Origin of the sequence: Micromonospora zingiberis, from assembly GCF_004331455.1 — a bacterium.
Taxonomy (GTDB): Bacteria; Actinomycetota; Actinomycetes; order Mycobacteriales; family Micromonosporaceae; genus Micromonospora; species Micromonospora zingiberis.
Genome location: NZ_SJJR01000002.1, coordinates 24,318 through 44,952 on the forward strand (window position 1 = coordinate 24,318; position 20,635 = coordinate 44,952).

Here is a 20,635-nt window from a genome sequence, read left to right on the forward strand (position 1 = left end):
CCGGCGGTGTGGGGGGTGTCGAGGTGGCTTGGATACCGCGACTTCAGCGGAACGGAGTGGATCAACGGCGTCGCCGGTCAGTCGACCGTGGGGAGGGGTGGGCCTAGGACGTCGTCGGCGTCGACGATGGTGTACGCGTAGCCCTGCTCGGCGAGGAAGCGCTGGCGGTGGGCGGCGTACTCGGTGTCGATGGTGTCGCGGGAGACGACCGTGTAGAAGTGGGCCTGGCGGCCGTCGGACTTCGGGCGGAGCACCCGGCCCAGGCGTTGTGCCTCCTCCTGGCGGGAGCCGAAGGTGCCGGAGACCTGGATCGCCACCGCCGCCTCGGGCAGGTCGATGGAGAAGTTGCCGACCTTCGAGATGACCAAGGTGCGGATCTCGCCGGAGCGGAACGCGTCGAAGAGGCGCTCGCGTTCCTTGTTGGTGGTCGAGCCCTGCACGATCGGGGCGTCCAGGTATTCGCCGAGCTGGTGCAGCTGGTCGATGTACGCGCCGATGACCAGCGTCTGCTCGTCCGGGTGCCGCTGCACCAGGGCGCGGATCACCGGCAGCTTGGTGCGGGCGGTGGCCGCCATCCGGTAACGCTCCTCGGCCTCCGCCGTCGCGTACGCCATCCGCTCGGCGTCGGTCAGGGTGACCCTGACCTCGGTGCACTGGGCGGGGGCGATCCAGCCCTGCGACTCGATGTCCTTCCAGGGTGCGTCGTACCGCTTCGGGCCGATCAGGCTGAACACGTCGCCCTCCCGGCCGTCCTCCCGGACCAGGGTGGCGGTCAGGCCCAGCCGGCGGCGGGCCTGGAGGTCGGCGGTGAAGCGGAAGATCGGCGCGGGCAGCAGGTGCACCTCGTCGTAGACGACCAGGCCCCAGTCGCGGGCGCCGAACAGGTCCAGGTGGGTGAAGGCGCCACCGCGCCGCGAGGTGAGCACCTGGTACGTGGCGATGGTGACCGGCCGGATCTCCTTGCGTTCGCCCGAGTACTCGCCGATCTCCTCCTCGGTCAGCGAGGTGCGGGCGATCAACTCCCGTTTCCACTGCCGGCCGGCGACGGTGTTGGTGACCAGGATCAGCGTGGTGGCCTTCGCCTCGGCCATCGCCGCCGCACCGACCAGCGTCTTACCGGCGCCGCAGGGCAGCACCACCACACCCGAGCCGCCGGCCCAGAACGCCTCGACGGCCTCCCGCTGGTACGACCGCAGCGTCCACGGCTTGCGGCCGTCCTTACCGGCCTCGGCCAGCTCGATCGGGTGCGCCTCACCGTCGACGTAGCCGGCCAGGTCCTCCGCCGGCCAGCCGAGCTTGAGCAGGGCCTGCTTGAGCCGGCCGCGTTCGGACGGATGCACCGCGATGGTGTCGTCGTCGAGCTTCGCGCCGAGCATGCCGGCGAGCTTCTTGCTCTTGGCCACCTCGACCAGCACCACCCGGTCCAGGGCCCGCAGCACCAGGCCGTGCACCGGGTCGTTGGCGAGTTGCAGCCGGCCGTACCGGTCCATGGTCTCGGCCACGTCGACCAGCAGGGCGTGCGGCACCGGGTAGCGGGAGTATTTGATCAGCGCGTCCACCACGCCCTCGGCGTCGTGGCCGGCGGCCCGGGCGTTCCACAGCCCGAGCGGGGTCAGCCGGTAGGTGTGCACGTGCTCGGGCGAGCGCTCCAGCTCGGCGAAGGGCGCGATGGCCATCCGGCAGGCCTGCGCGTCGGGGTGGTCGATCTCCAGCAGCAGGGTCTTGTCCGACTGCACGATCAGGGGTCCACCGCTCACGCCGAATCTCCTCCTCCGTACGGCTGATCGGGTCGGCGGGGTAGGCGCCTGACCTGCCAGCGGGCGACCATCCAGTGTTGCACGACCCGGCGGGTATCAAAGATTTAGTTCACCGGCCGCAACCGTCTCCGTGCCAAATTGCGTCTAGATAGTGGGGAGACGATTCTCGCGGCCGGTCCGTGCGCTCGTCTCCCGGTCGGCGCGGTGCGTGCGCGTTCGATCCGCGCTCAGGCGGGCCAGGAAGCGGGGGCCCTTCCCGTCATCGCGGACAGCCAACGGGGGCGGGCGGCGCGCCCCGGGCCGGCCTCCGACGGATTTCCCGTACTCAACGCTGGGTAGAAGTGACCTCGACCGGTCGGCCGGGTGACTGGCCGGTTGCCGTCCGGAGTGACACTCTGGATGACAGCGCCGGACCGTACGGGGGAGGGCACATGTCCGTCGACCAGGAACTGATCCCCGAGCGCGACAGGGTCGAGTCGGCAGAACCGGTCTCCACGGCGACGGTGGTGGCGTACGTGGTGGTCGGCGCACTCCTGTTCGGCTGGTTCCTGTTCGGCTGGCTCGTGCTTCAGCAGGGCTTCATCGATTCGGTCGGCGAGGCCGCCGGCACCGGCTTCGCCCTGCTGCTGATCGTGGCGATCATCGGGTCGGTGCGGCGCAGCCGACGCTGAGCGGGCACCCTCACGTTTCCAGCACCGCCGCGGTGATCCGGTGCAGCGCGAAGGTGTGCAGCATCTCCGTCCGCTCGTCCTCGGCGCGCAGGTAACCGGCGCCCAGGGAGACCGGCCGGACCAGCCGGGACGCGGTCGCCCCGTGCGCGTCGACGTAGCCGACCCAGACCAGCGCCTTGTCGCGTACCGCCTGTTGGAGCACGGCCAGGGCGTCGCTGTGGGTGTGTACGGGCGCCGGCCCGGTCGACGGCGTGCCGCGTACCGCCGCCGGGGCCCGCCGGGCCGCCCGCGCCGTGGCATCCCCCCGGCGGATCTGCTCGACCACCCCGAGCAGGCGGGGCAGGGGCAGACGCGGGGTGGCGAGTGGGTCGAGCGCCCGGGTGGCCACCGACACGCGGGCCGCCGCCCGCCGCGCCCTCGGTCGGGTCAGCACCGCCGAGCCGGTGGCGTCCTCGGCCACCGGCGCGTAGCCGGCCTCCCGCAGCACCGCCAGCATCCGGCCGGTCTGGTACGGGGTGACCAGTACCGTCGGCGCCAGTCGACGCAACGCCAACTCCCCGACCCGCCGGTCGGCCAGCAGCTCAGCCAGCAACGCCTCGTCGTCGCTGCGCAGGTACGCCCCGGCGGAGCCGACCCGCAGGCCGCCGTGCCTACGGGCCACATCGTCGATCAGATAGGTCAACCCCTGCGGGATCGGGGTACGGGAGCGGCGCCGGAACAGGTCGTGCAGGTCGTCGGCCGAGTAGCCGGCATCCAGCGCCCGGCGCACGCTGCCCGAGGTCACCCGGTACACGCTCGCCCCACCGGCCGACTCGGGCTCGGCGACCATCTCCAGTTCGGCGGCGAGCGCCGGCTCCGGGGGGCCCGGAACCACCACGGTCAGGTCGGCCTGCACCAGGAAGTGATCCACCGGGGCGGGCAGCAGGGCGTCCAGCGCCCGCACCGCGGTGCTGGCGGCGTCCTCGGTCTCGGTGCGTACCCCGAGCGGGTCGTCGGTGTCCCGCTCCTCGGTCGCGGTCGCCTCGGCCAGCAGCAGCCGCCCGTACGAGGTGAGCGCCCCCAGCCCGGTCACGCCCAGCGTGGCCGCCTCGGCGAGCACCTCCCGGTGGGCGGCCTCCCGGCCCCGGCTGCGGCGCGGCGCCCGCCAGTCGAGCAGCGCCAGCACCTCCTCGGGGGTGGGCACGGCGGCCGGTTCCAGGTCGGCGAGCACCCCGAGCACCGCTCGCCGGGCGGCCGGCGCACCGGCCCGTTCCGCCTCGGCGGAGAGCACCGTGATCGGCCGGTCCCGGTCGTCGCGTTGGCCGACCAGCCCGACCTGGCGGGTCATGGTCAGCCACGCCCGGGCCAACTGCTCCCAGCGCTGGGCCAGCGAACCGGCCCGCCACAGTTCGTACCCGGCCGTGGGGAGCACCTGCTGGTCCGCGCCGTACCGGCCGGCGCTGCCGGGCAACTCGACCTCGCCGGTCAGGCCGGCCGCGTACGCCACCTCCAGCAGCAGCGCCGCCGTCGACTCGTCCAGCCCGGCGACGCGGGCCAGCCGGCGCAGGTCACGTACGCCGATACCGCCGGAGCGCAGCACCGGAGCCGGCTCGGCGGCCAGTTGCTCCAGCAGCGCCTCGGTGTGGCGTACCACCTCCATGGTCTGCCCGGCCCCGGCGGAGTCGACGGCCTTCGGCTCGCGTGGCGTGCCGGCCACCGGCGGCGGGCTGGTACGCAGCGGACCCAGCGGGCCGGTGTCACGGCGCAGCAGCAGCCCGATTTCCCGGGGCAACTCCACCATGCCGGTGGTGCCGCCCTTGCCGCCGGCGACCCGGACCAACAGCCGGTGGTCGACCAGCCAGCGAACCGGGGAGCCGGTCGGTGCCCCGCCGTTGGTCTCGTCCGGGGGGATGTCGTCGTCGGTGCCGGTCGCCGGGGCCTGCAACGCACCGGGCGGCACGCTGCCGACCGGTGGCCCGGCCGCCAGCCGGTCCAGGATCGCCCGCGCCGACGGCGGTGCGGCCAGCAGGGTCCGCCGCAACTTTGCCGGGTCCGCGCAGAGCGCGGCGGTGCGGGCGTCCAGCTCCGCCGCCGGGCGGCCCAGCCCCGCCGGGTACGGCGAGATCTCGTCGATGCCACCGACCAGTTGCAACCGATGCTCGGGGCCGTACACCAGGAAACGGGCGCGCAGCCGGTCGAGGGCGGCCCGGACGGAGGTCGGTGCGGGCGGGTGCGGGCCGGCGGTGGCCACCGCGAGGACCCCGTCGACCGAGGTGGTGCCGTCGGCCGGATCACGGGTCAACCGGGCGGCGTCCATGATCTGGAGCGTGAACTGGTCCAGCCCGTCCAGGGCACGCGACACCGAGACCCGCGACTGGGCCCGGATGGCCAGCGCGGCGACGTCGGCGGGGACCGGCACGACGAGGTCGGGCCGCAGTTGCAGCAACGCGGCGAGGGACTCGTCGGGCAACGCCCGCAGGTGGTCGGCGAGTGAGGTGCTCATCGTCGTTCCACGCTAGCCCGGCCGGCCCCGCCTTCGCCCACCGGACGACCGGGCTGGTCTGGGCGCCGGCCGGGTAGCTTTCCAGGATGCCCCTACTGACGGTCGGGTTCGACCTCGACATGACCCTGGTCGACTCGCGTCCCGGCATCGCCGCGGCCTTTCGGGCGTTGACCGAGCGGACCGGCGTGCCCGTCGACGCCGAGGCGGCGGTGTCCCGGCTCGGCCCACCGCTACGCACCGAGATCGCCCGCTGGTTCCCGGCCGAGCAGGTCGACGAGGCGGTCCGCGTCTACCGGGAGCTCTACCCGGCGTACGCGATCACCCCGGCGATCCCGCTGCCCGGCGCCCAGGCGGCCATCGACGCGGTGCGCGAGCGGGGTGGCCGGGTGGTCGTGGTCACGGCAAAGCTCGGCCGGCTGGCCCGGCTGCACCTGGATCACTTGGGCCTGGTGGTGGACGAGCTGGTCGGGGACGTGTTCGCCGAGGAGAAGGCGACGGCGCTGCGCGCCCACGGCGCGACCCACTATGTGGGAGATCACGTGGCGGACATGGTGGCCGCCAGGACTGCGGCCGTGCCCGGGATCGCGGTCGCCACCGGGCCGTGTTCCGTCGATGAACTCCGGGCGGCCGGCGCGGCGGTGGTGCTGACCGATCTCACCGGATTCCCGGCGGCGCTCGACGGCATGATCCGGCTAGCCTTGACGCAGTAGACGGTTCAAGCGAAGCAGGGGATCTCAGGTGCCTACGGGTCGAGTGAAGTGGTACGACGCGACCAAGGGATACGGGTTCGTCACCAGTGACGAGGGTGGCGACGTGTTCCTGCCAAAGGCCGCGCTACCGGCGGGTGTCACCGACCTGAAGGGCGGCCAGCGCATCGACTTCAGCGTGGTGGACAGCCGGCGGGGAACGCAGGCGATGGGCGTGAAGCTGTTGGAGGCCCCGCCGTCCGTGGCGGAGCTGCGCCGCCGGCCGGCCGAGGAGCTACACGGACTGGTCGAAGACATGATCAAGGTGCTGGAGGCGAAGGTGCAGCCGGACCTGCGTCGGGGTCGCTTCCCAGACCGCAAGACGGCCCAGAAGATCGCTCAGCTGGTCCACGCGGTGGCCCGCGAGCTGGAGGTCTGAGGCACGAGCCCGGCGTCGGCGGCCCGGCCGAGCAACGCCTCGACGGCAGCGAAGCCGGCCTCGCCCAGGTCGGCGGTGAACTCGTTGACGTAGAGGCCGATGTGCCGGTCCACCACGTCGGGCTCCATCTCCTGGGCGTGCGCCAGCACGTACGCCCGGCTGGCCGCCGGATCGGCCCAGGCCCGCTGGACCGAGTCCCGAATCCACCCGGCGGCCTGCTGCGGGTCGACCGCGTCGCGCCGGGCCAGGATGGCGCCGAGCGGGATCGGCAGTCCGGTGTCGCCCTCCCACCACTCGCCCAGGTCGACCAGCGCGGTCAGCCCGTGGCGCGGGTAGGTGAACCGCGCTTCGTGGATCACCAGTCCGGCGTCGTACCGCCCAGCGGCGACGCCGGGCATGATCTCGTGGAACGGCACCACCTCGATACGCCGGGGCGTCCGGCCGGCCGCCCAGAGCCGGAAGAGTAGGTACGCCGTGGTCCGGTCACCGGGCACCGCCACGGTGGCGTCGCGCAGATCGCTGCGATCCGGCCCCCCGTCGCGATCCGCCCGGGTCAACACCAGCGGCCCGCAGCCGCGCCCCAGCGCGCCGCCGCAGGGCAGCAGGTGGTAGTCCTCCAGCAGCCACGGCAACGCCGCGTAACTCACCTTCACCAGGTCGAACGCGCCGCGCTCGGCGGCGGTGTTGGTCACGTCCACGTCGGCGTACGTCACCTCGACCGCCGGCGCACCGGGCACCTGCCCATGCACCAGGGCGTGGAAGACGAAGGTGTCGTTGGGGCAGGGCGAGATCGCCAACGAGAGCGCCACACCCCCACCGTAACCCCGCCACCGTGGGCAGCAGCGGACGGCCTCCACTGGCGTCGGCCAGACCACACCACCCACCTCCGGGCTTCCGCTCGGGCAGCGTCGCATCCTGCCGTGGACGGGCGGTCCGCCTGCTGCGCCCCGAACTGTGTCTGACCGCTGGGACCTCTCTCGACCTGCCTACCGCAGGGGCGCCGCACGAGGAGCGGCTAGGGGCGATGGCCCCTGTCGAGCTGAGAGCGAAAACGAATCGGCCCGGCCGACGGCCGGCCAGGGCCGGCCGTCGGCCGGGCTTGGGGTGGTCTGGGCCGGGCTTGGGTGGCGTCGGTGGTCCCGCCTATCTACCGGGTCACTCGATCCCGAGATGAGCGTGCGTGAGGTTGGGCGAGGTGGGCGGCGGGCCGTGATAGCCCAAACGGCTCAGCTCGACAGGGGCACAGGTGAGACCGGGGTGCGTCTCGGGTGGCGAGTTGATCGAGGGCAGGCGGCTGGCGCCGGGTGTGTCGGTGGCAGGGCCACCCGCATCACTCCGGATGCTCCACCTCGTCCGGGGTGCGCCGCCCGCTGGTTGTCCACAGGGTTGTCCACAGGTTGTCGATCGTGGTTGAGCTGGTGTGGAAGCTGGAGAAGCATTGTTGGTATGGGGGACGGAACTGCGGACGGCTTCGGTGATCTTGGCTCGATGCTGCGGGCGCTGCGTCGGCAGGCTGACCTGAGCCAACGCGAGTTGGCGGTGCGGGCCGGGGTGCCACAGTCAACGGTGGCGCGGATCGAGGCGGGGCGGGCCACCGATCCCCGTTTCCAGACCATCCGGCGACTGGTGGCAGCGGCCGGCGGGTCGCTGCGGCTGGCCGCCGCTGGCGACCGAGGACCGGCAGCTTCGGCACAGCTTGCCGGCAGCGACATCCAGGGCGACGTTCGACGGGACGAGGCGGGTCGTCGCTATCCGGCCCACCTCGACGTACGCAAGGTTCGGACGCTCAAGGACTGGCCAGGGGCCTGGTGGGCACACTCGTACACGTTGCCGCCCGAGCGGTGGCCGTTGCGCGTGCCCGAGGTGACCTTCGACCTCGATCGTGGCCGCCGCGATGAACGGCGCGTGCGGGAGCGGATCCGCGATGCGGTGCGGATCCGACGGATCAGTGATGGCGTGCCGCAGGGGTGCTGGCGCCTGGTGGCGGAGCTACCCGACGGTGATCTGGTCGGCGAGCTGCGGGCTCACGAACGCAGCCTCGACCTGCTGTACGGCGAGGAATTGGGTGACCGGCGGGAGGTGGTGCTGGACGGAGTCCTGGTGGCACCAGCGCTTCGACTGCTGGGCATCGGGCGGCGGCTGGTGACCCGTCTCGCCGAGGAGACCCAGCGTGTGGGGCTGCCTGCCGTGTGCGCCACGGCGGAGTTCGGCGGCATCCAGTTCCTGCTGGCCTGCGGCTACCGGATCGACTGGCGTCGGCCGGCGAAACTTCGTCGGGATCAGTGATGATCGGCAGGTCAGCGCAGGGCGGTGGCGGCGGTGGTGAGGGCGGCGAGGGCGTCGCGCAGGCGCCAGGCGTCGCGGTCGCGCGGGCCGATCGGGTTCGAGATGGTCCGCAACTCGGCGAAGGGCAGGCCGGCGTGCCGGGCGGCGACCGCCACCCCGTACCCCTCCATGGCCTCAGCCACCGCGTCGGGGTGACGTCGGCGTAGCGCCTCGGTGCTGGCCTCGGTGCCGGTCACGGTGTTGACGGTCAGCACCGGGCCCACGGTGGCGGCCGGCAGCGCCGTACTCAGGGCGGCCAGCAGCCCTGGGTCGGCGGGTACGGCGGGGCCGCCGCCGAGCAGTTCGGGCGGCATGCCCAGCTCGTCGATGGGGATGAAGCCCTCGGGTGACTCGGCGCCCAGGTCGGCGGCGACGGCCCGGGTGCCGAGCACGATGCCGCCGACCGCCACCCGGTCGGCGAAACCGCCGGCCACTCCCGCGCTGACCACGGCCCGGTACGGCCGACCGGCGGCCTCGGCGAGCGCCAGCAGCCGGGCCGTCGCCGCCCCGGCGACGGCCGGTCCCACACCGACCGGGACCACCGCGACGGTCGGGTCGGCGAGACCGGCCTGGATCGCCTGGGCCTCGGCCGGCACTGCGGTGACCACGAGCAGATCGGTCACGGAATCGAACCCGGGGAGCTGCGTCGCGGCTCGTCCTCGCTGCCGCCCGATCCGGTCACCGCCGACGAGGGCCGGTAGATGTGGAAGCCCGGCGGCGCCAGGTTCGGATCCTCGGGGGCCGAACCGCCCTGGACGGGGGCGGGGGAGGTGGGCGTGCTCGCCTCGGTGGTCTCCTGGTCCCGGTCGGCCGGCTCGTCGGCGGCCGGCGGGTCGGCGTCCCGTTCCGTTGCGGTCAGCTCCTCGTCGGTCAGCGGTCGGCCACAGAGTCGCTCGCCGCGCAACCGGTGGGCCATCACCACTCCCCGGACGGCGGCCAGCACCCCGACCCCGGCGGCGACGGCGATGCCGACCCGGCCGTGGAAGGGGACAAGCCCCAATCCGCCGCCGGCCACGAAGGCGAGCATCAGCACCGTCTCGGAGTGGGCGAAGGAGCTGGCTCGCAGCCGTTCCGCGATGCGTTCCTGGATCGAGGCGTCCACGGCCAGCTTCGCGATGCCGCTCATCATGGCGGTGACCACGCAGAGCAGGGCGACCATCGGCAGGGAGAAGTTCAGTGCGGTGAGCACGGCCACCCCGGCCACGATGACCATGCCGCTGGACTGGAGGGCAGTCGGCCGGTGGATGCGCAGCCGGGTGCCGATCGCGGTGGCCAGGAAGGTGCCGACGGCCAGCGCACCACCGACCAGGCCCAGCGCGCCCTCGTCACTCAGGTCACGACCGAACACCACCGTGGTCAGGTCACCGGCCTTGATCGTGAACGCCAGGAAGAGCAGCAGGAAGCCGTAGACGGCGCGTAGGGTCGCCGCTCCGATCAAGTTGGAGATCACCAGTCGGCCGGCCGGGCGGCCCCGGCCCAACGGACGGTCACCGGTGGACCGTCGCAGCGCCCGCAGCGGTCGGGGTACCCGCTCGGGTGGTTCGGAGTCGGCCCTGGGCGGCAGCCGGAGAGCGATCACCATGCCGACGAGGAAGATCACCGAGGCGACCCGTAACGGCCACTGCGGCCCGAACCAGAAGGCGGCCAGCCCGATCGGGGCGACCAGGGCGCCGGCGACCGTGCCGTACACGCTGGCCCGCGCGCCGACCTGGGACAGGCCGAGCCCATCGGGCAGTAACCGGGGGACCGCCGCGGAGCGGGCCACCCCGTACGCCCGGGACAGCGCCAGCACGCCGAAGGCCGCCGGATACAGCCCGAAGCCGTGGATGTAGTCGGAGATCAGCCAGGCCAGGAACGCCCGGCCCAGCATGGTCGTCGCCAGGGCGTACCGCCGGCCGTGCCGGAAGTGGTCGAGCAGCGGCCCGACCACCGGGGCGAGCATGGCGAACGGCACCATGGTCACCAGCAGGTAGAGCGCCACCTTGCTGCGGGCCTCGCCGAGCGGGACGTTGAAGAAGATCGTCCCGGCCAGACCGATGGCGATCAGCGTGTCCCCGGCGCAGGAGACCGCGTGCAGATCGAACAGGCGGACCATGCCGGTCTCGCCGCCGGCACCCCGGGCCCGAGCGCGAGCGGCGCTGCGGGTCATCCAGCGGCCACCGCTGAGCGAGCCGCGCAGCAGCAGCCGAGTGGTGCGGATGCCGGTGCCGACGGTTCGCCCGAGGAGGGACCGCTCGGAGCGGGAGAACAGCGGCATGGCACCCATCCTGACCCATCGGCTCGCCGGATGCCGCGCCACCGTCGGAGAACACCTCTGGGGAGTGCCTCACAGTCGACCCCACCCATGGGGAACAATGGTCGGGTGACCAGGCCCGCCTCCGCCCGCGCCGCTCGTCTTGACCAGGTCTGCGCCGCCGCCGTCGAGGTGGCGCGTGCCGGCATCACCGAGGTGGACGCCACCGAAGTCGGTGAGCACCTCCAGGTTGTCGCCGAGGGTGATCGACTCGTCACCCACTATTTCGAGTGCCGGCTGGCCGGCTACCGCGGTTGGCGGTGGGCGGTGACCGTCACCCGGGTGCCGCGCAGCCGTACCGTGACGATCTGCGAAACGGTGCTGCTGCCGGGGCCGGACGCGCTGCTCGCGCCGGGTTGGCTGCCGTGGCAGGACCGGCTCAAGCCGGGTGACCTCGGTCCGGGTGATCTGCTGCCCACCCCGGCCGACGACGAGCGGCTCCAGCCCGGCTACCTGCTCTCCGACGACCCGGCGGTGGAGGAAACCGCCTGGGAGTTGGGTCTGGGCCGGCCCCGGGTGTTGTCGCGGGAGGGGCGCGCCGAGGCGGCCCAGCGCTGGTACGACGGCGACCACGGGCCGTCGGCGCCCATCTCCACCTCCGCGCCGGCCGCCGCCCGCTGCGGCTCCTGCGGCTTCTACCTCCCGCTCGCCGGGCAGTTGCGGCAGTGCTTCGGCGTCTGCGGCAACTTCTACGCCCCGGACGACGGCCGGGTGGTCAGCACCGACCACGGCTGTGGCGCGCACTCGGAGACGTTGGTCGAGGCCGAGACGGCGGTGGACGAGATGCCCACCGTCTACGACGACAGCGCGGTGGAGCCGATGTCGGTCTCCCGGGCGCCCGGGTCGATCGAGTCGGGCGAGCCGGCGGAGCCGTACGGGCACCCCTGATCGTCGGCCGGCGACCGGTCCGACAGCCGTCAGCCGGCGGCGGAGCGGCGGCGGCGCCGATTGGCGTCGTGCCGCATCATCACGGCCAGCCCCGGAAAGCCCCACAGGAAACCGGCCAGGCAGATCCAGAGCCAATTCTCGTGCCCGCTCGCGACCAGCCGGTCGCGGAAGAGCAGCAGCACCAGACCAGCGATCGCCCACGCCACCATGCCGGCCAGCGCGAACGGCACCATCGGCGGGTCGAGCGGCTCGGGTCGCGGCTGCTGCTTCGGCACCCGGCCAGGGTACGCGACCCACTTTTCGGGTCGCCGGTGATCTGCGACGATGCGCGCGACGACCTGACCATTCGCTGTGAGGTTCCTGATGGCAGTAGCGCCGCCCGACAACGGCACACCCCCTGACCCCAGCCGGCCGCTCAACCGCTTCGACCGTTATTTCGAGGTCACCGCCCGTGGCTCGACGCTGAGCCGCGAGGTACGGGGTGGTCTCGCCACCTTCTTCACGATGGCGTACATCGTGGTGCTCAACCCGCTCATCCTCGGCAGCGCCGTCGACGGTGACGGCAACACCCTCCCGATTCCCGCGATCGCCGCGGCCACCGCCCTGGTCGCCGGCCTGATGACCATCCTGATGGGCGTGGTCGGCCGGTTCCCGCTGGCGGTCGCCGCCGGTCTCGGCGTCAACGCCCTGGTGGCGTACGAGATCGCGCCGGAGATGACCTGGGCCGACGCGATGGGCCTGGTGGTGATCGAAGGCGTGATCATCGCGATCCTGGTGCTGACGGGTCTGCGTACCGCCGTGTTCCGCTCGGTGCCGACGCAGATGAAGACGGCGATCGGGGTCGGTATCGGCCTGTTCCTGACCATCATCGGTCTGGTGGATGCCGGCTTCGTCCGGCGGGTTCCGGACGAGGCGAACACCACCGTGCCGGTCGGACTGGGCATCGGCGGCAAGCTGGTCAGTTGGCCGACGCTGGTCTTCGTGTTGGGCCTGCTGCTGACCCTGGTGCTGGTGGTACGCCGGGTCAAGGGCGCGATCCTGATCGGCATTCTCGGCTCGACCCTGCTGGCCATGGTGGTGGAGGCGCTCGGCAACGTCGGCCCGTCCTTCGTCAACGGTGTGCCGAACCCGAAGGGCTGGTCGCTGAACGTGCCGACCCTGCCCAGCAACCCGATCGACATGCCGGACCTGTCGCTGCTCGGCAAGTTCAACGTGTTGGGCTCCTGGGAGCGGGCCGGCTGGCTGGTCGTGTTGATGTTCATCTTCACGCTGCTGATCACCGACTTCTTCGACACGATGGGCACGATGGTGGCCGTCGGTCAGGAGGGCGGCATGCTCGACGAGCAGGGCACCCCGCCACGGGCGAAGGAGATCCTGCTGGTCGACTCGATCGGTGCGGCGGCCGGCGGCGCGGCCAGCGTCTCCAGCAACACGGCGTACATCGAGAGTGCCGCCGGTGTCGCGGAGGGCGCCCGGACCGGGCTGGCCAACCTGGTCACCGGCGCGCTGTTCCTGCTGGCCATGTTCCTCGCGCCGCTGGTCGTGGTGGTGCCGTTCGAGGCGGCGTCCGTCGCGCTGGTGGTGGTCGGCTTCCTGATGATGACCGCGGTGCGGACCATCGACTGGTCCGACTACGAGATCGCCATTCCGGCGTTCCTCACCATCGTGCTCATGCCGTTCACCTACTCGATTTCCAACGGCATCGGTGCCGGCCTGATCGTGTACGTGGTGGTCAAGCTGGCCAAGGGCAAGTCCCGCGAGATCCATCCGTTGCTGTACGCGGTCGCGGCACTGTTCGTGGTGTACTTCCTGCGCGGTCCGATCGAGGCGCTGATGTTCTGACGTCCGGCTGGGCCGGGTGGGTGACCCTGGGTGACCAGCGTTGCTCACCCGGCCCGAGCAGGGCGGAAGTCGGGGTGAGCGTGGTCATATTCGCTGCGACCCGGTCGGCTTATTAGTTAGGCTAACTATCGTGACGGAGCGAACGGTGACGGCTCAGAGCATGCCACCGGCGCAGCTGGCCCATCAGCTGCGTGATGCGATCACCCGGCTGAACCGGCGGGTCCGCCAGGCCCGACCGGTCGGTGACCTGACGGTCACCCAGTTGTCCGCGCTCACCAGCATCCGGCTGGGGGGCGCGCTCACGCCGCGGGAACTCGCCGACCTCGAACGGGTGCAGCCACCGACGATGACCAAGATCGTCGCGAAGCTGGAGGAGCGCGGCCTGGTGCAGCGCACCCCCCACCCGACCGACGGCCGGCAGGTCATCCTCGCGGTGACCGAAGGGGGCCAGACCGTGCTCGACCAGTTCGAGCGGGTCCGGGACGAATGGCTGGCCCGCCGGCTGGCCGAACTGAGCGATGCCGACCGGGAGACCCTGCACCACGCCGCGGAGATCCTCCAGCGACTCTCCCGCGCCTGACGCCGCACATCCGGTGTGCTCCGCGCCGCGCCGTCCGTCGTTGACGACGCGTACGACCGCGAGGAGGCGCACCAAGAGTGCAGGCACGGCTGAGCACGATGTTCCAGTCCCTACAGGTCCGCAACTACCGGCTCTTCGCATCTGGGCAACTGCTCAAGCTCATCGGCGTCTGGATGATGTTCATCGCCCAGGACTGGCTGGTCCTCGAGCTTTCCGGCGACTCGGCAACCGCGCTCGGCGTGGTGGTCGCCCTCCAGTTCACCCCGGTACTGCTGCTCACGCTCCTCTCCGGCCGACTCGCCGACCGGTACGACAAGCGGATGCTGCTCTTCGTCGCCAACGCCTTCTGGACCGTGCTGTCCCTGGCGATGAGCCTGCTCGTACTCACCGGCCTGGTTGCGCTCTGGCACGTCTTCGTCTTCGCCGCCCTGCTCGGCGTGGCCAACGCGGTGGAGACCCCGGTTCGGCAGGCGTTCGTCTCCGAACTGGTCGGCACCCGGCTGCTGCCCAACGCGCTCTCGCTCAACGCGGCCGTGTTCAACTCGGCCCGCATCGTCGGGCCCGCCGTTGCCGGCCTGGCCATCGCCCTCTTCGACGTGGGGCCGGTCTTCCTGGTCACCGCGCTCAGCTCGATCGCACCCCTGGTCACCGTGATCCAGATGCGCCCGGCCGAACTGCACCGCGCACCGCTGCCACCGCGCGACGAACGGGCCGCCGCGACCGTGCTGGACGGGCTGCGTTACGTCGGCCGCCGCCCCGACCTGCTGCTGCCGATGGTGGTGATGTCGGTGATCGGGATGTCGCTGTTCAACTTCCAGCTCACCCTGGCGGCGCTGGCGAAGACCGTGTTCAACACCGGTGCGGCCTCGTTCGGCCTGTTCAGCACCACCCTCGCGGTCGGTGCGCTGGTCGGGGCGCTGGCCGGGACCAGCCGGCGCAGCCGCCCATCGGTCTGGCTGGTGCTCGGTGCCGCGATCGCCTGCGCCGTCTTCGGCACGCTTGTCGGCCTGGCGCCGGCGTACTGGATGGTGGTGGCCCTGCTGCCGCCGACCGGCTTCTTCATGGTCTACTTCGCCCAGGCCGCCAACCAGCGGGTCCAACTCGGCACCGACGCCGCGTTCCGGGGACGGGTGATGGCGCTGTGGGTGCTGGTGTTCCTGGGCACCAACCCGGTCGGTGCGCCGGTGATCGGCTGGATCGCGGAAACCTACGGTGCGGGCGTCAGTATCTGGGCCGGCGGCCTGCTCTCCCTCGCCACCGCCCTGCTCGCGCTGGCCTGGCAGCTGCGCCGCGACGGCGCCCGGCTGCGGTTCCGGATCCTGCCGATGCCCCGCTTCTACGTCACCGAAGTGTGAGCTGAGAGGAATGCCCGGATGGCACCGGCGCCCGTACGCCCGGATGCCGGAAAATCGGTAACGTCACGCTCCGCAGCGGCATAGTTTCGTTGGGTGGAGGTCTTACGTGTGCTGCTGCTCTCCCTGGCGCTGGCCGCCGTGGTCTTCGTACCGGTGCTGATCGCGCTCGTGATCTGCGCCGACGAGGTCCTCGACCGGTTCGCCTGCGGATACGCCGAATGGCGAAAACGGCGACGGGAACGACACCTGATAAACCGGCTGAACCAGGCAGCCGACGGGCTGGCCGACCCGGACGCCCTCGACGCCCTGGACCGACCCGACCGGCGCCCGTTGGAGCAGCTCGCGGCGGACCTGCGCTGCCTGCGCCGGGATCGGGTCGGCGGCGCGGCCGTGGTGTGGCACAGCAGCGTGCTCGACGCGTACGACGACCGGCTCCGACTGGCCTGCCGGGCGCTGGGCATCACCGAACACCTGGCGGAGCTGACCGGCATCGACCGGCAGATCGAGCGGGTCCGGATCGAGGGCGAGCTGGACGCCGCCGGCCTGCGCCTGCCGGCCACCCGACCCGGTCAGCACCAGCGCCATCGCTAGTTGACATCCTGGGTCAGGTGCGACTCTTCACCGCGGTCTACCCGCCGGCCGAGGCGATCGAGCACCTGTACGCCCAGATGGCCGGGCTGCGGGTCGGTGCGGCGGCAGCCGCCGGAACGAACGTACGGCTGGTGGATCCGACCCGGGCGCACCTCACGCTCGCCTTCCTCGGTGAGGTCGACCCGGCCCGGTTGCCCGCCGTGCGAGAGGCTCTCGAACTCGTCGCCGAGACCGCCCGCGCCGGGACCGTACCGTCGGTGCTGCGGTTGGGGGGTGGTGGCCGGTTCGGTTGGGGTCGTGGCACCGTGCTCTGGGCCGACGTACGCGGCGACGTCGCCCGCCTGGTCGCGCTGGCCGACGCGGTCCGGGCCGGGCTGAACGCGATCGGGGTGCCCGGTGACGAGAAGCCGTTCCGGCCTCACCTGACCATCGCCCGTCCCGGCGACCGGATGTCGCACGCCGACATCGAGTCGGACCTGAGCGCCCTCGACGACTACCTCGGCCCGCCCTGGCCGGCCAGCGAGCTGCTGCTGATGCAGAGCGGACCCGACCCCGGCTACCACCCCCTCACCACCTGGCCGCTCTAACCCAACAGCGGCACCGATGCCCGCCACCCCTGCCGCCGCCGATCTTGCACTTCTGGTCGCTGAAAAGTCCACGATCGAGGCTTTTGTGCCGACAGAAAGTGCAAGATCGACGGCGGTAGGGGGTGCGGGTGACGTGGCGCGGGTTAGGGGTGGGGGTGGGGGTGGGGGTGGGGCTAGGAGGATTCGCGGGCGGCGGGGCCGCTGCCGAAGAGGACGTCGTCCCAGCTGGGCAGGCGCTTGCGCGGCTTGCCGCCGGCCTCGGTCGACTCGGCGGCACCCGCGGCGGGCGCGTTGGTGCGCCGGGGCCGCAGCACCGCCAGCGACGGCACGGCCGGCACCTCCTTCGGCGCGTCCGCGTCGTCGTCGAAGGCCGAACCCTGACCACCGCCGAGCAGCGCCGCCGCGCCCCCGGAGACCGCCCGCTGCCGGGGCGAGTCCTGGCCGCCGGCCAGCGCGGCCGGGGTCCGAGGTTCGAGACCACGGCCCGACGTCGAGCCGAGCGGCCGATCGAGCGAGGCGAGCAGGGCATCCCGGCCGGCGCGGATGGGGTCACGACCGGAGCGGCCCGACTCGGCCGGCGCCGGCAGGCCGTGGCCACCCCGGCTGGGCTCGCCGCGCGACGGACCGGGCAGCGCGTGGCCGCCCCGCTCCGGCGCCGGCTCCTGGCCGAGGATCGGCGTCGGGCGCTCGGCGCAGAGGTACTGCGCCATGTCGTCGTGCGGCGCCACCGACTGGCGGGTCTTGTCCAGATCCCAGACCGCCTGCGCGGTGGCCTTGCCGGACGGCCAGGTCGCGACGATCCGCCAGGTGCCGTCGTCGCGGCGCCACGCGTCCCAGGAGATCTTCTCGGTGTCGATGCCGTGCTGGGCGAGTCGCCCGTTGACCACCTCGGCCAGCGGGGTCGGCTTCTCGGCGCCCTTGAGTCGGGTGCGCCGGGCATGCTGGGCGAGCATCGCCCGCTCCTGGAGCACCGGACCGGCGTAGCGGAGCACCCGGTCGACCGGGACACCGGCAATCCGGGCGACGTCCTCGGCGGACTCGCCGGAGCGGATCCGGGCCTGGATGTCCCGAGGGGACAGGGACGGGACGGGATCGGCGGTGGTCGGTGCCACCGCGAGCGTCGGTGCACCCGGCTCGGCGTGCAGCACTCCGGCGACGCGCTCGTCTATGGGCAGGGCGAGCAGCCGCCCGACCTCGTCGGCGAGCACCAGGGCCTGGCCGTCCTCGGAGAGGGCGACGAAGCGTACTGGGCGCATCGCGTTGCCTCCGTCCCGCTTCGCTGGCCGTACGCCACGAGCCGGCCACCCGGGGCGTTGAGGACCACGGTACGCCCATCCGCGTCCAGGTGGGAGACGCCACGCCCGGGCAAGTCGAGCTGCGCAGCTGTGTTCGGTGCTGGTGAGCGCTGTGCCGCCGGTCAGTCGACAAAGGCCGACAGTGAAGTTGATCGCAGCGGTGGACAGGGTGGTCGGCACTGCCCGGAAGCGGACCGCCTTGCTTACCGTAGCGGGCCCGGTGACCGCAAACCGGGTCGACCGGGCCCGCTACGTCAGCGTCGGCTCAGAGCCGCTCGACCACGTAGTCGATGGACGCGGTCAGCGCCTCCACATCGGCCGGCTCGACGGCCGGGAAGAGTGCGACCCGCAGCTGGTTGCGGCCCAGCTTCCGGTACGGCTCGGTGTCCACGATGCCGTTGGCGCGCAACGCCTTGGCGACCGCCGTGGCATCCACCCCGTCGGCGAAGTCGATGGTGGCGACCACGTTGGACCGCAGCGCCGGGTCGGTGACGAACGGGGTGGCGACGGTGGAACGCTCGGCCCAGCCGTACACGATCCCGGCGCTCTCGGCCGTGCGCTTGGCCGCCCAGGCCAGCCCACCCTGGGAGTTCATCCAGTCGGTCTGCTCGGCGGCCAGGAAGATGGTGGCCAGCGCGGGGGTGTTGTACGTCTGCTCCAGCCGCGAGTTGTCGATCGCGGTGACCAGGTCCAGGAAGGCGGGGATGTACCGGCCGGAGCCCTTGACCTCGGCGGCCCGCTCCAGCGCGGCCGGCGACATCAGGGCCAGCCACAGGCCGCCGTCGGAGCCGAAGCACTTCTGCGGGGCGAAGTAGTAGACGTCGGTCTCGCCGACGTTGACCTCCAGGCCACCGGCACCGGAGGTGGCGTCCACCAGCAGCAGCGAGCCCGGGTCCGCGCCCGCCACCCGGCTGATCGGTACGGCGACACCGGTCGAGGTTTCGTTCTGCGGGGTGGCGTAGACGTCCACGCCGGCCTCGGCGACCAGGCTCGGCGCGCTACCCGCGTCCGACTTGCGGATGGTCGGCTCGCCCAGGAAGGGCGCGTCCTTGACGGACTTGGCGAACTTGGCGCCGAACTCGCCGAAGCTGGCGAACTGGGCCCGGTCGCGGATCAGGCCGAAGGTGGCGACCTCCCAGAACGCGGTGGTGCCCCCGTTGCCGATGATCACCTCGTAGCCCTCGGGCAGGGAGAAGAACTCGGTGATGCCGGAGCGCAGCCGGGCCACCTGGTCGCGTACGGTCTTCTGCCGGTGCGAGGTGCCCAGGTAGCTGGTAGCCACCTCGGCGAGCGCGGATACCGCCGCCGGACGGACCTTGGACGGCCCGCAGCCGAATCGGCCGTCGGCGGGCTTGATCTCGTCGGGAATCCGGATGGTCGGTGCGTCAGCCACGGTTTTCAAGATCCTTCCGCATGGGTCGGGGCCCGGGTGAGCGAACGGGCGGACCGACGGCGCGTGCGGATGCACGTGGAGCCGGGGTCTCAGCCCTTCGGCGGCGCTGCCGGACTTCATCCTCGCACCCGTCGCGGTCAGTCCGGGCGCTGGTCCCAGCCCCAACCGTGAGGCGTCCGCCACAGCGGGTGGCGTCGCCCACACCACCGCCATTCGCTGTCCGCGCTGCCGCCCCGCCCCGCCCGCGTGCTGCCGGGTCCGAGCCGGGGGGCGGGCGTTAAGAAGGGGCCCTTCCTCTACCGGAGGCGTTAAGAAGGGCCCCTTCCTTACATCTCAGACGCCGTGGGGGACGGCGTCCCAGCCGTCTACCTCGTGCGGCTTGCGCGGGGCCGGGCCGATGTAGCGGGCCGAGGGCCGGACGAGGCGCTGGAGCTTCTTCTGCTCCAGGATGTGCGCGCTCCAACCGCCCATCCGGGCGCAGGTGAACATGGAGGTGAACATGTGCGCCGGCACCTCGGCGAAGTCGAGCACCACGGCCGACCAGAACTCGACGTTGGTGGCGAGCACCCGGTCCGGCCGGCGGGCCTGCAACTCGGTGAGGGCCGCCTTCTCCAGCGCCTCGGCGACCTCGAAGCGCGGCGCGCCCAACTCCTTGGCGGTGCGGCGGAGCACCCGGGCCCGCGGGTCCTCGGCCCGGTACACCCGGTGGCCGAAGCCCATCAGCCGCTCGCCCCGGTCAAGTACGCCCTTGACGTAGCTTTCGGCGTCACCGCTGCGCTCGACCGCCTCCAGCATGCTGAGCACCCGCGACGGGGCGCCGCCGTGCAGCGGGCCGGAGAGCGCGCCGATGCCCGACGAGATGCAGGCGGCGGCGTCCGCGCCGGTGGAGGCGACGATCCGGGCGGTGAAGGTGGAGGCGTTCAGGCCGTGCTCGGCGGCCGAGATGAAGTACGCGTCGACGGCCTTGACGTGCCGGGGATCCGGCTCGCCGCGCCACCGCTTCATGAAGCGCTCGACCACCGTCGAGGCCTTGTCGATCTCCTTCTGCGGCACGGCCGGCAGGCCGAGCCCTCGGGCGGACTGGGCGACGAAGGAGAGCGCGGTGACCGAGACCCGGGCCAGATCCTCGCGGGCCTGCTCGTCGGAGATGTCCAGCATCTGCTGCAACCCCCAGTACGGGGCGAGCATCGCCACGGCGGACTGCACGTCCACCCGAATGTCGCCGGAGTGCACCGGCACCGGGAACGGCTCGGCCGGCGGCAGGCCGGGGCCGAACCGGCCGTCGACCAGCAGGGCCCAGACGTTGCCGAAGGAGACCTGGCCGATCAGATCCTCGATGTCGACCCCGCGATAGCGCAGCGCACCGCCCTCGCGGTCAGGCTCGGCGATCTCCGTTTCGAACGCTACGACGCCCTCGAGTCCGGGTTTGAAATCGGCCATCTCACTACTCC

19 protein-coding genes are annotated in these 20,635 nt (G+C 72.2%); 10 read left to right on the forward strand and 9 right to left on the reverse strand.

Translation table 11 applies throughout. The features are described from left to right. Positions 1 to 77 precede the first annotated feature (77 nt). Positions 78 to 1,757: a DNA repair helicase XPB gene (locus E0H26_RS03095; RefSeq protein ID WP_131300593.1), complete on the reverse strand. Its 1,680-nt coding sequence runs from the start codon at positions 1,755 to 1,757 to the stop codon at positions 78 to 80. Positions 1,758 to 2,188: 431 nt separating this feature from the next. Here E0H26_RS03095 and E0H26_RS03100 point away from each other — a divergent pair, with 431 nt between their 5' ends. After that, positions 2,189 to 2,428, forward strand: coding sequence for a hypothetical protein (locus E0H26_RS03100; RefSeq protein WP_131300595.1), 240 nt, complete (start codon positions 2,189 to 2,191; stop codon positions 2,426 to 2,428). A gap of 10 nt (positions 2,429 to 2,438) precedes the next feature. Here E0H26_RS03100 and E0H26_RS03105 read toward each other — a convergent pair whose 3' ends face one another. Continuing rightward, on the reverse strand, positions 2,439 to 4,910 hold the full coding sequence (locus E0H26_RS03105) for a helicase-associated domain-containing protein (RefSeq protein ID WP_131300597.1): 2,472 nt from the start codon (positions 4,908 to 4,910) through the stop codon (positions 2,439 to 2,441). A gap of 86 nt (positions 4,911 to 4,996) precedes the next feature. On the opposite strand from E0H26_RS03105, the gene E0H26_RS03110 reads away from it, so the two are divergent. Together E0H26_RS03110 and E0H26_RS03115 are read left to right on the forward strand one after the other, a co-directional pair. Continuing rightward, positions 4,997 to 5,620 carry an HAD family hydrolase gene (locus tag E0H26_RS03110; protein WP_131300599.1) on the forward strand — a complete coding sequence of 208 codons (624 nt, stop codon included), beginning with the start codon at positions 4,997 to 4,999 and terminating at the stop codon, positions 5,618 to 5,620. A gap of 28 nt (positions 5,621 to 5,648) precedes the next feature. Next, positions 5,649 to 6,035, forward strand: coding sequence for a cold-shock protein (locus tag E0H26_RS03115; RefSeq protein ID WP_013731110.1), 387 nt, complete (start codon positions 5,649 to 5,651; stop codon positions 6,033 to 6,035). On the opposite strand, the gene E0H26_RS03120 is transcribed toward E0H26_RS03115, so the two are convergent. Continuing rightward, the gene (locus E0H26_RS03120; protein ID WP_131300601.1) at positions 5,996 to 6,844 is read right to left on the reverse strand and encodes a 1,4-dihydroxy-6-naphtoate synthase; all 849 of its coding nucleotides are present in this window, start codon (positions 6,842 to 6,844) and stop codon (positions 5,996 to 5,998) included. The genes E0H26_RS03115 and E0H26_RS03120 overlap by 40 nt on opposite strands. 637 nt (positions 6,845 to 7,481) lie before the next feature. On the opposite strand from E0H26_RS03120, the gene E0H26_RS03125 reads away from it, so the two are divergent. Next, positions 7,482 to 8,321 (forward strand): GNAT family N-acetyltransferase, encoded by an 840-nt coding sequence (locus E0H26_RS03125; protein WP_240741993.1) that lies wholly within the window; start codon positions 7,482 to 7,484, stop codon positions 8,319 to 8,321. A gap of 11 nt (positions 8,322 to 8,332) precedes the next feature. On the opposite strand, the gene E0H26_RS03130 is transcribed toward E0H26_RS03125, so the two are convergent. Together E0H26_RS03130 and E0H26_RS03135 are read right to left on the reverse strand one after the other, a co-directional pair. Further along, a complete protein-coding gene (locus E0H26_RS03130) occupies positions 8,333 to 8,983 on the reverse strand; it encodes a futalosine hydrolase (protein WP_131300603.1) in 651 nt (216 codons plus the stop codon). Continuing rightward, on the reverse strand, positions 8,980 to 10,617 hold the full coding sequence (locus tag E0H26_RS03135) for an MFS transporter (protein WP_131300605.1): 1,638 nt from the start codon (positions 10,615 to 10,617) through the stop codon (positions 8,980 to 8,982). Before E0H26_RS03135 ends, E0H26_RS03130 begins: the two co-directional genes overlap by 4 nt. An 87-nt stretch (positions 10,618 to 10,704) precedes the next feature. On the opposite strand from E0H26_RS03135, the gene E0H26_RS03140 reads away from it, so the two are divergent. Then, positions 10,705 to 11,541, forward strand: a complete 837-nt coding sequence (locus E0H26_RS03140) for a DUF3027 domain-containing protein (RefSeq protein WP_131300607.1) — start codon at positions 10,705 to 10,707, stop codon at positions 11,539 to 11,541. A 29-nt stretch (positions 11,542 to 11,570) separates the two neighbouring features. Here E0H26_RS03140 and E0H26_RS03145 read toward each other — a convergent pair whose 3' ends face one another. Further along, the gene (locus tag E0H26_RS03145) at positions 11,571 to 11,816 is read right to left on the reverse strand and encodes a DUF2530 domain-containing protein (protein WP_206024860.1); all 246 of its coding nucleotides are present in this window, start codon (positions 11,814 to 11,816) and stop codon (positions 11,571 to 11,573) included. Between the two features lie 88 nt (positions 11,817 to 11,904). On the opposite strand from E0H26_RS03145, the gene E0H26_RS03150 reads away from it, so the two are divergent. The 5 genes from E0H26_RS03150 (at position 11,905) to thpR (ending at position 16,496) form a co-directional block, all read left to right on the forward strand. Continuing rightward, a complete protein-coding gene (locus E0H26_RS03150; RefSeq protein ID WP_131300609.1) occupies positions 11,905 to 13,383 on the forward strand; it encodes an NCS2 family permease in 1,479 nt (492 codons plus the stop codon). 130 nt (positions 13,384 to 13,513) lie between these two features. After that, positions 13,514 to 13,963, forward strand: a complete 450-nt coding sequence (locus tag E0H26_RS03155; RefSeq protein WP_131300611.1) for a MarR family winged helix-turn-helix transcriptional regulator — start codon at positions 13,514 to 13,516, stop codon at positions 13,961 to 13,963. A 77-nt stretch (positions 13,964 to 14,040) separates the two neighbouring features. Then, positions 14,041 to 15,318, forward strand: coding sequence for an MFS transporter (locus E0H26_RS03160; RefSeq protein ID WP_131300613.1), 1,278 nt, complete (start codon positions 14,041 to 14,043; stop codon positions 15,316 to 15,318). Between the two features lie 93 nt (positions 15,319 to 15,411). After that, complete coding sequence (locus E0H26_RS03165) at positions 15,412 to 15,909, forward strand: hypothetical protein (RefSeq protein ID WP_131300614.1); 498 nt, start codon at positions 15,412 to 15,414, stop codon at positions 15,907 to 15,909. 17 nt (positions 15,910 to 15,926) lie between these two features. Beyond that, positions 15,927 to 16,496 (forward strand): RNA 2',3'-cyclic phosphodiesterase, encoded by a 570-nt coding sequence (gene thpR, locus E0H26_RS03170; RefSeq protein WP_131300616.1) that lies wholly within the window; start codon positions 15,927 to 15,929, stop codon positions 16,494 to 16,496. Between the two features lie 173 nt (positions 16,497 to 16,669). On the opposite strand, the gene sepH is transcribed toward thpR, so the two are convergent. The 3 genes from sepH to E0H26_RS03185 form a co-directional block, all read right to left on the reverse strand. After that, on the reverse strand, positions 16,670 to 17,752 hold the full coding sequence (sepH, locus tag E0H26_RS03175; protein ID WP_131300618.1) for a septation protein SepH: 1,083 nt from the start codon (positions 17,750 to 17,752) through the stop codon (positions 16,670 to 16,672). Positions 17,753 to 18,056: 304 nt separating this feature from the next. After that, positions 18,057 to 19,184, reverse strand: coding sequence for a phosphoserine transaminase (gene serC / locus E0H26_RS03180; RefSeq protein WP_131300620.1), 1,128 nt, complete (start codon positions 19,182 to 19,184; stop codon positions 18,057 to 18,059). Positions 19,185 to 19,517: 333 nt separating this feature from the next. Further along, positions 19,518 to 20,624, reverse strand: a complete 1,107-nt coding sequence (locus E0H26_RS03185; RefSeq protein ID WP_131300622.1) for a citrate synthase 2 — start codon at positions 20,622 to 20,624, stop codon at positions 19,518 to 19,520. Positions 20,625 to 20,635 lie beyond the last annotated feature (11 nt).

Bases quoted from the DNA above. Each gene is read 5' to 3' on its own strand.
- E0H26_RS03135 (WP_131300605.1), bottom strand. From the start codon at position 10,617: ATGCCGCTGTTCTCCCGCTCCGAGCGGTCCCTCCTCGGGCGAACCGTC.
- E0H26_RS03140 (WP_131300607.1), top strand. From the start codon at position 10,705: ATGGGGAACAATGGTCGGGTGACCAGGCCCGCCTCCGCCCGCGCCGCT.
- E0H26_RS03110 (WP_131300599.1), top strand. From the start codon at position 4,997: ATGCCCCTACTGACGGTCGGGTTCGACCTCGACATGACCCTGGTCGAC.
- sepH (WP_131300618.1), bottom strand. From the start codon at position 17,752: ATGCGCCCAGTACGCTTCGTCGCCCTCTCCGAGGACGGCCAGGCCCTG.
- E0H26_RS03125 (WP_240741993.1), top strand. From the start codon at position 7,482: ATGGGGGACGGAACTGCGGACGGCTTCGGTGATCTTGGCTCGATGCTG.
- E0H26_RS03100 (WP_131300595.1), top strand. From the start codon at position 2,189: ATGTCCGTCGACCAGGAACTGATCCCCGAGCGCGACAGGGTCGAGTCG.
- E0H26_RS03185 (WP_131300622.1), bottom strand. From the start codon at position 20,624: ATGGCCGATTTCAAACCCGGACTCGAGGGCGTCGTAGCGTTCGAAACG.
- E0H26_RS03150 (WP_131300609.1), top strand. From the start codon at position 11,905: ATGGCAGTAGCGCCGCCCGACAACGGCACACCCCCTGACCCCAGCCGG.
- E0H26_RS03105 (WP_131300597.1), bottom strand. From the start codon at position 4,910: ATGAGCACCTCACTCGCCGACCACCTGCGGGCGTTGCCCGACGAGTCC.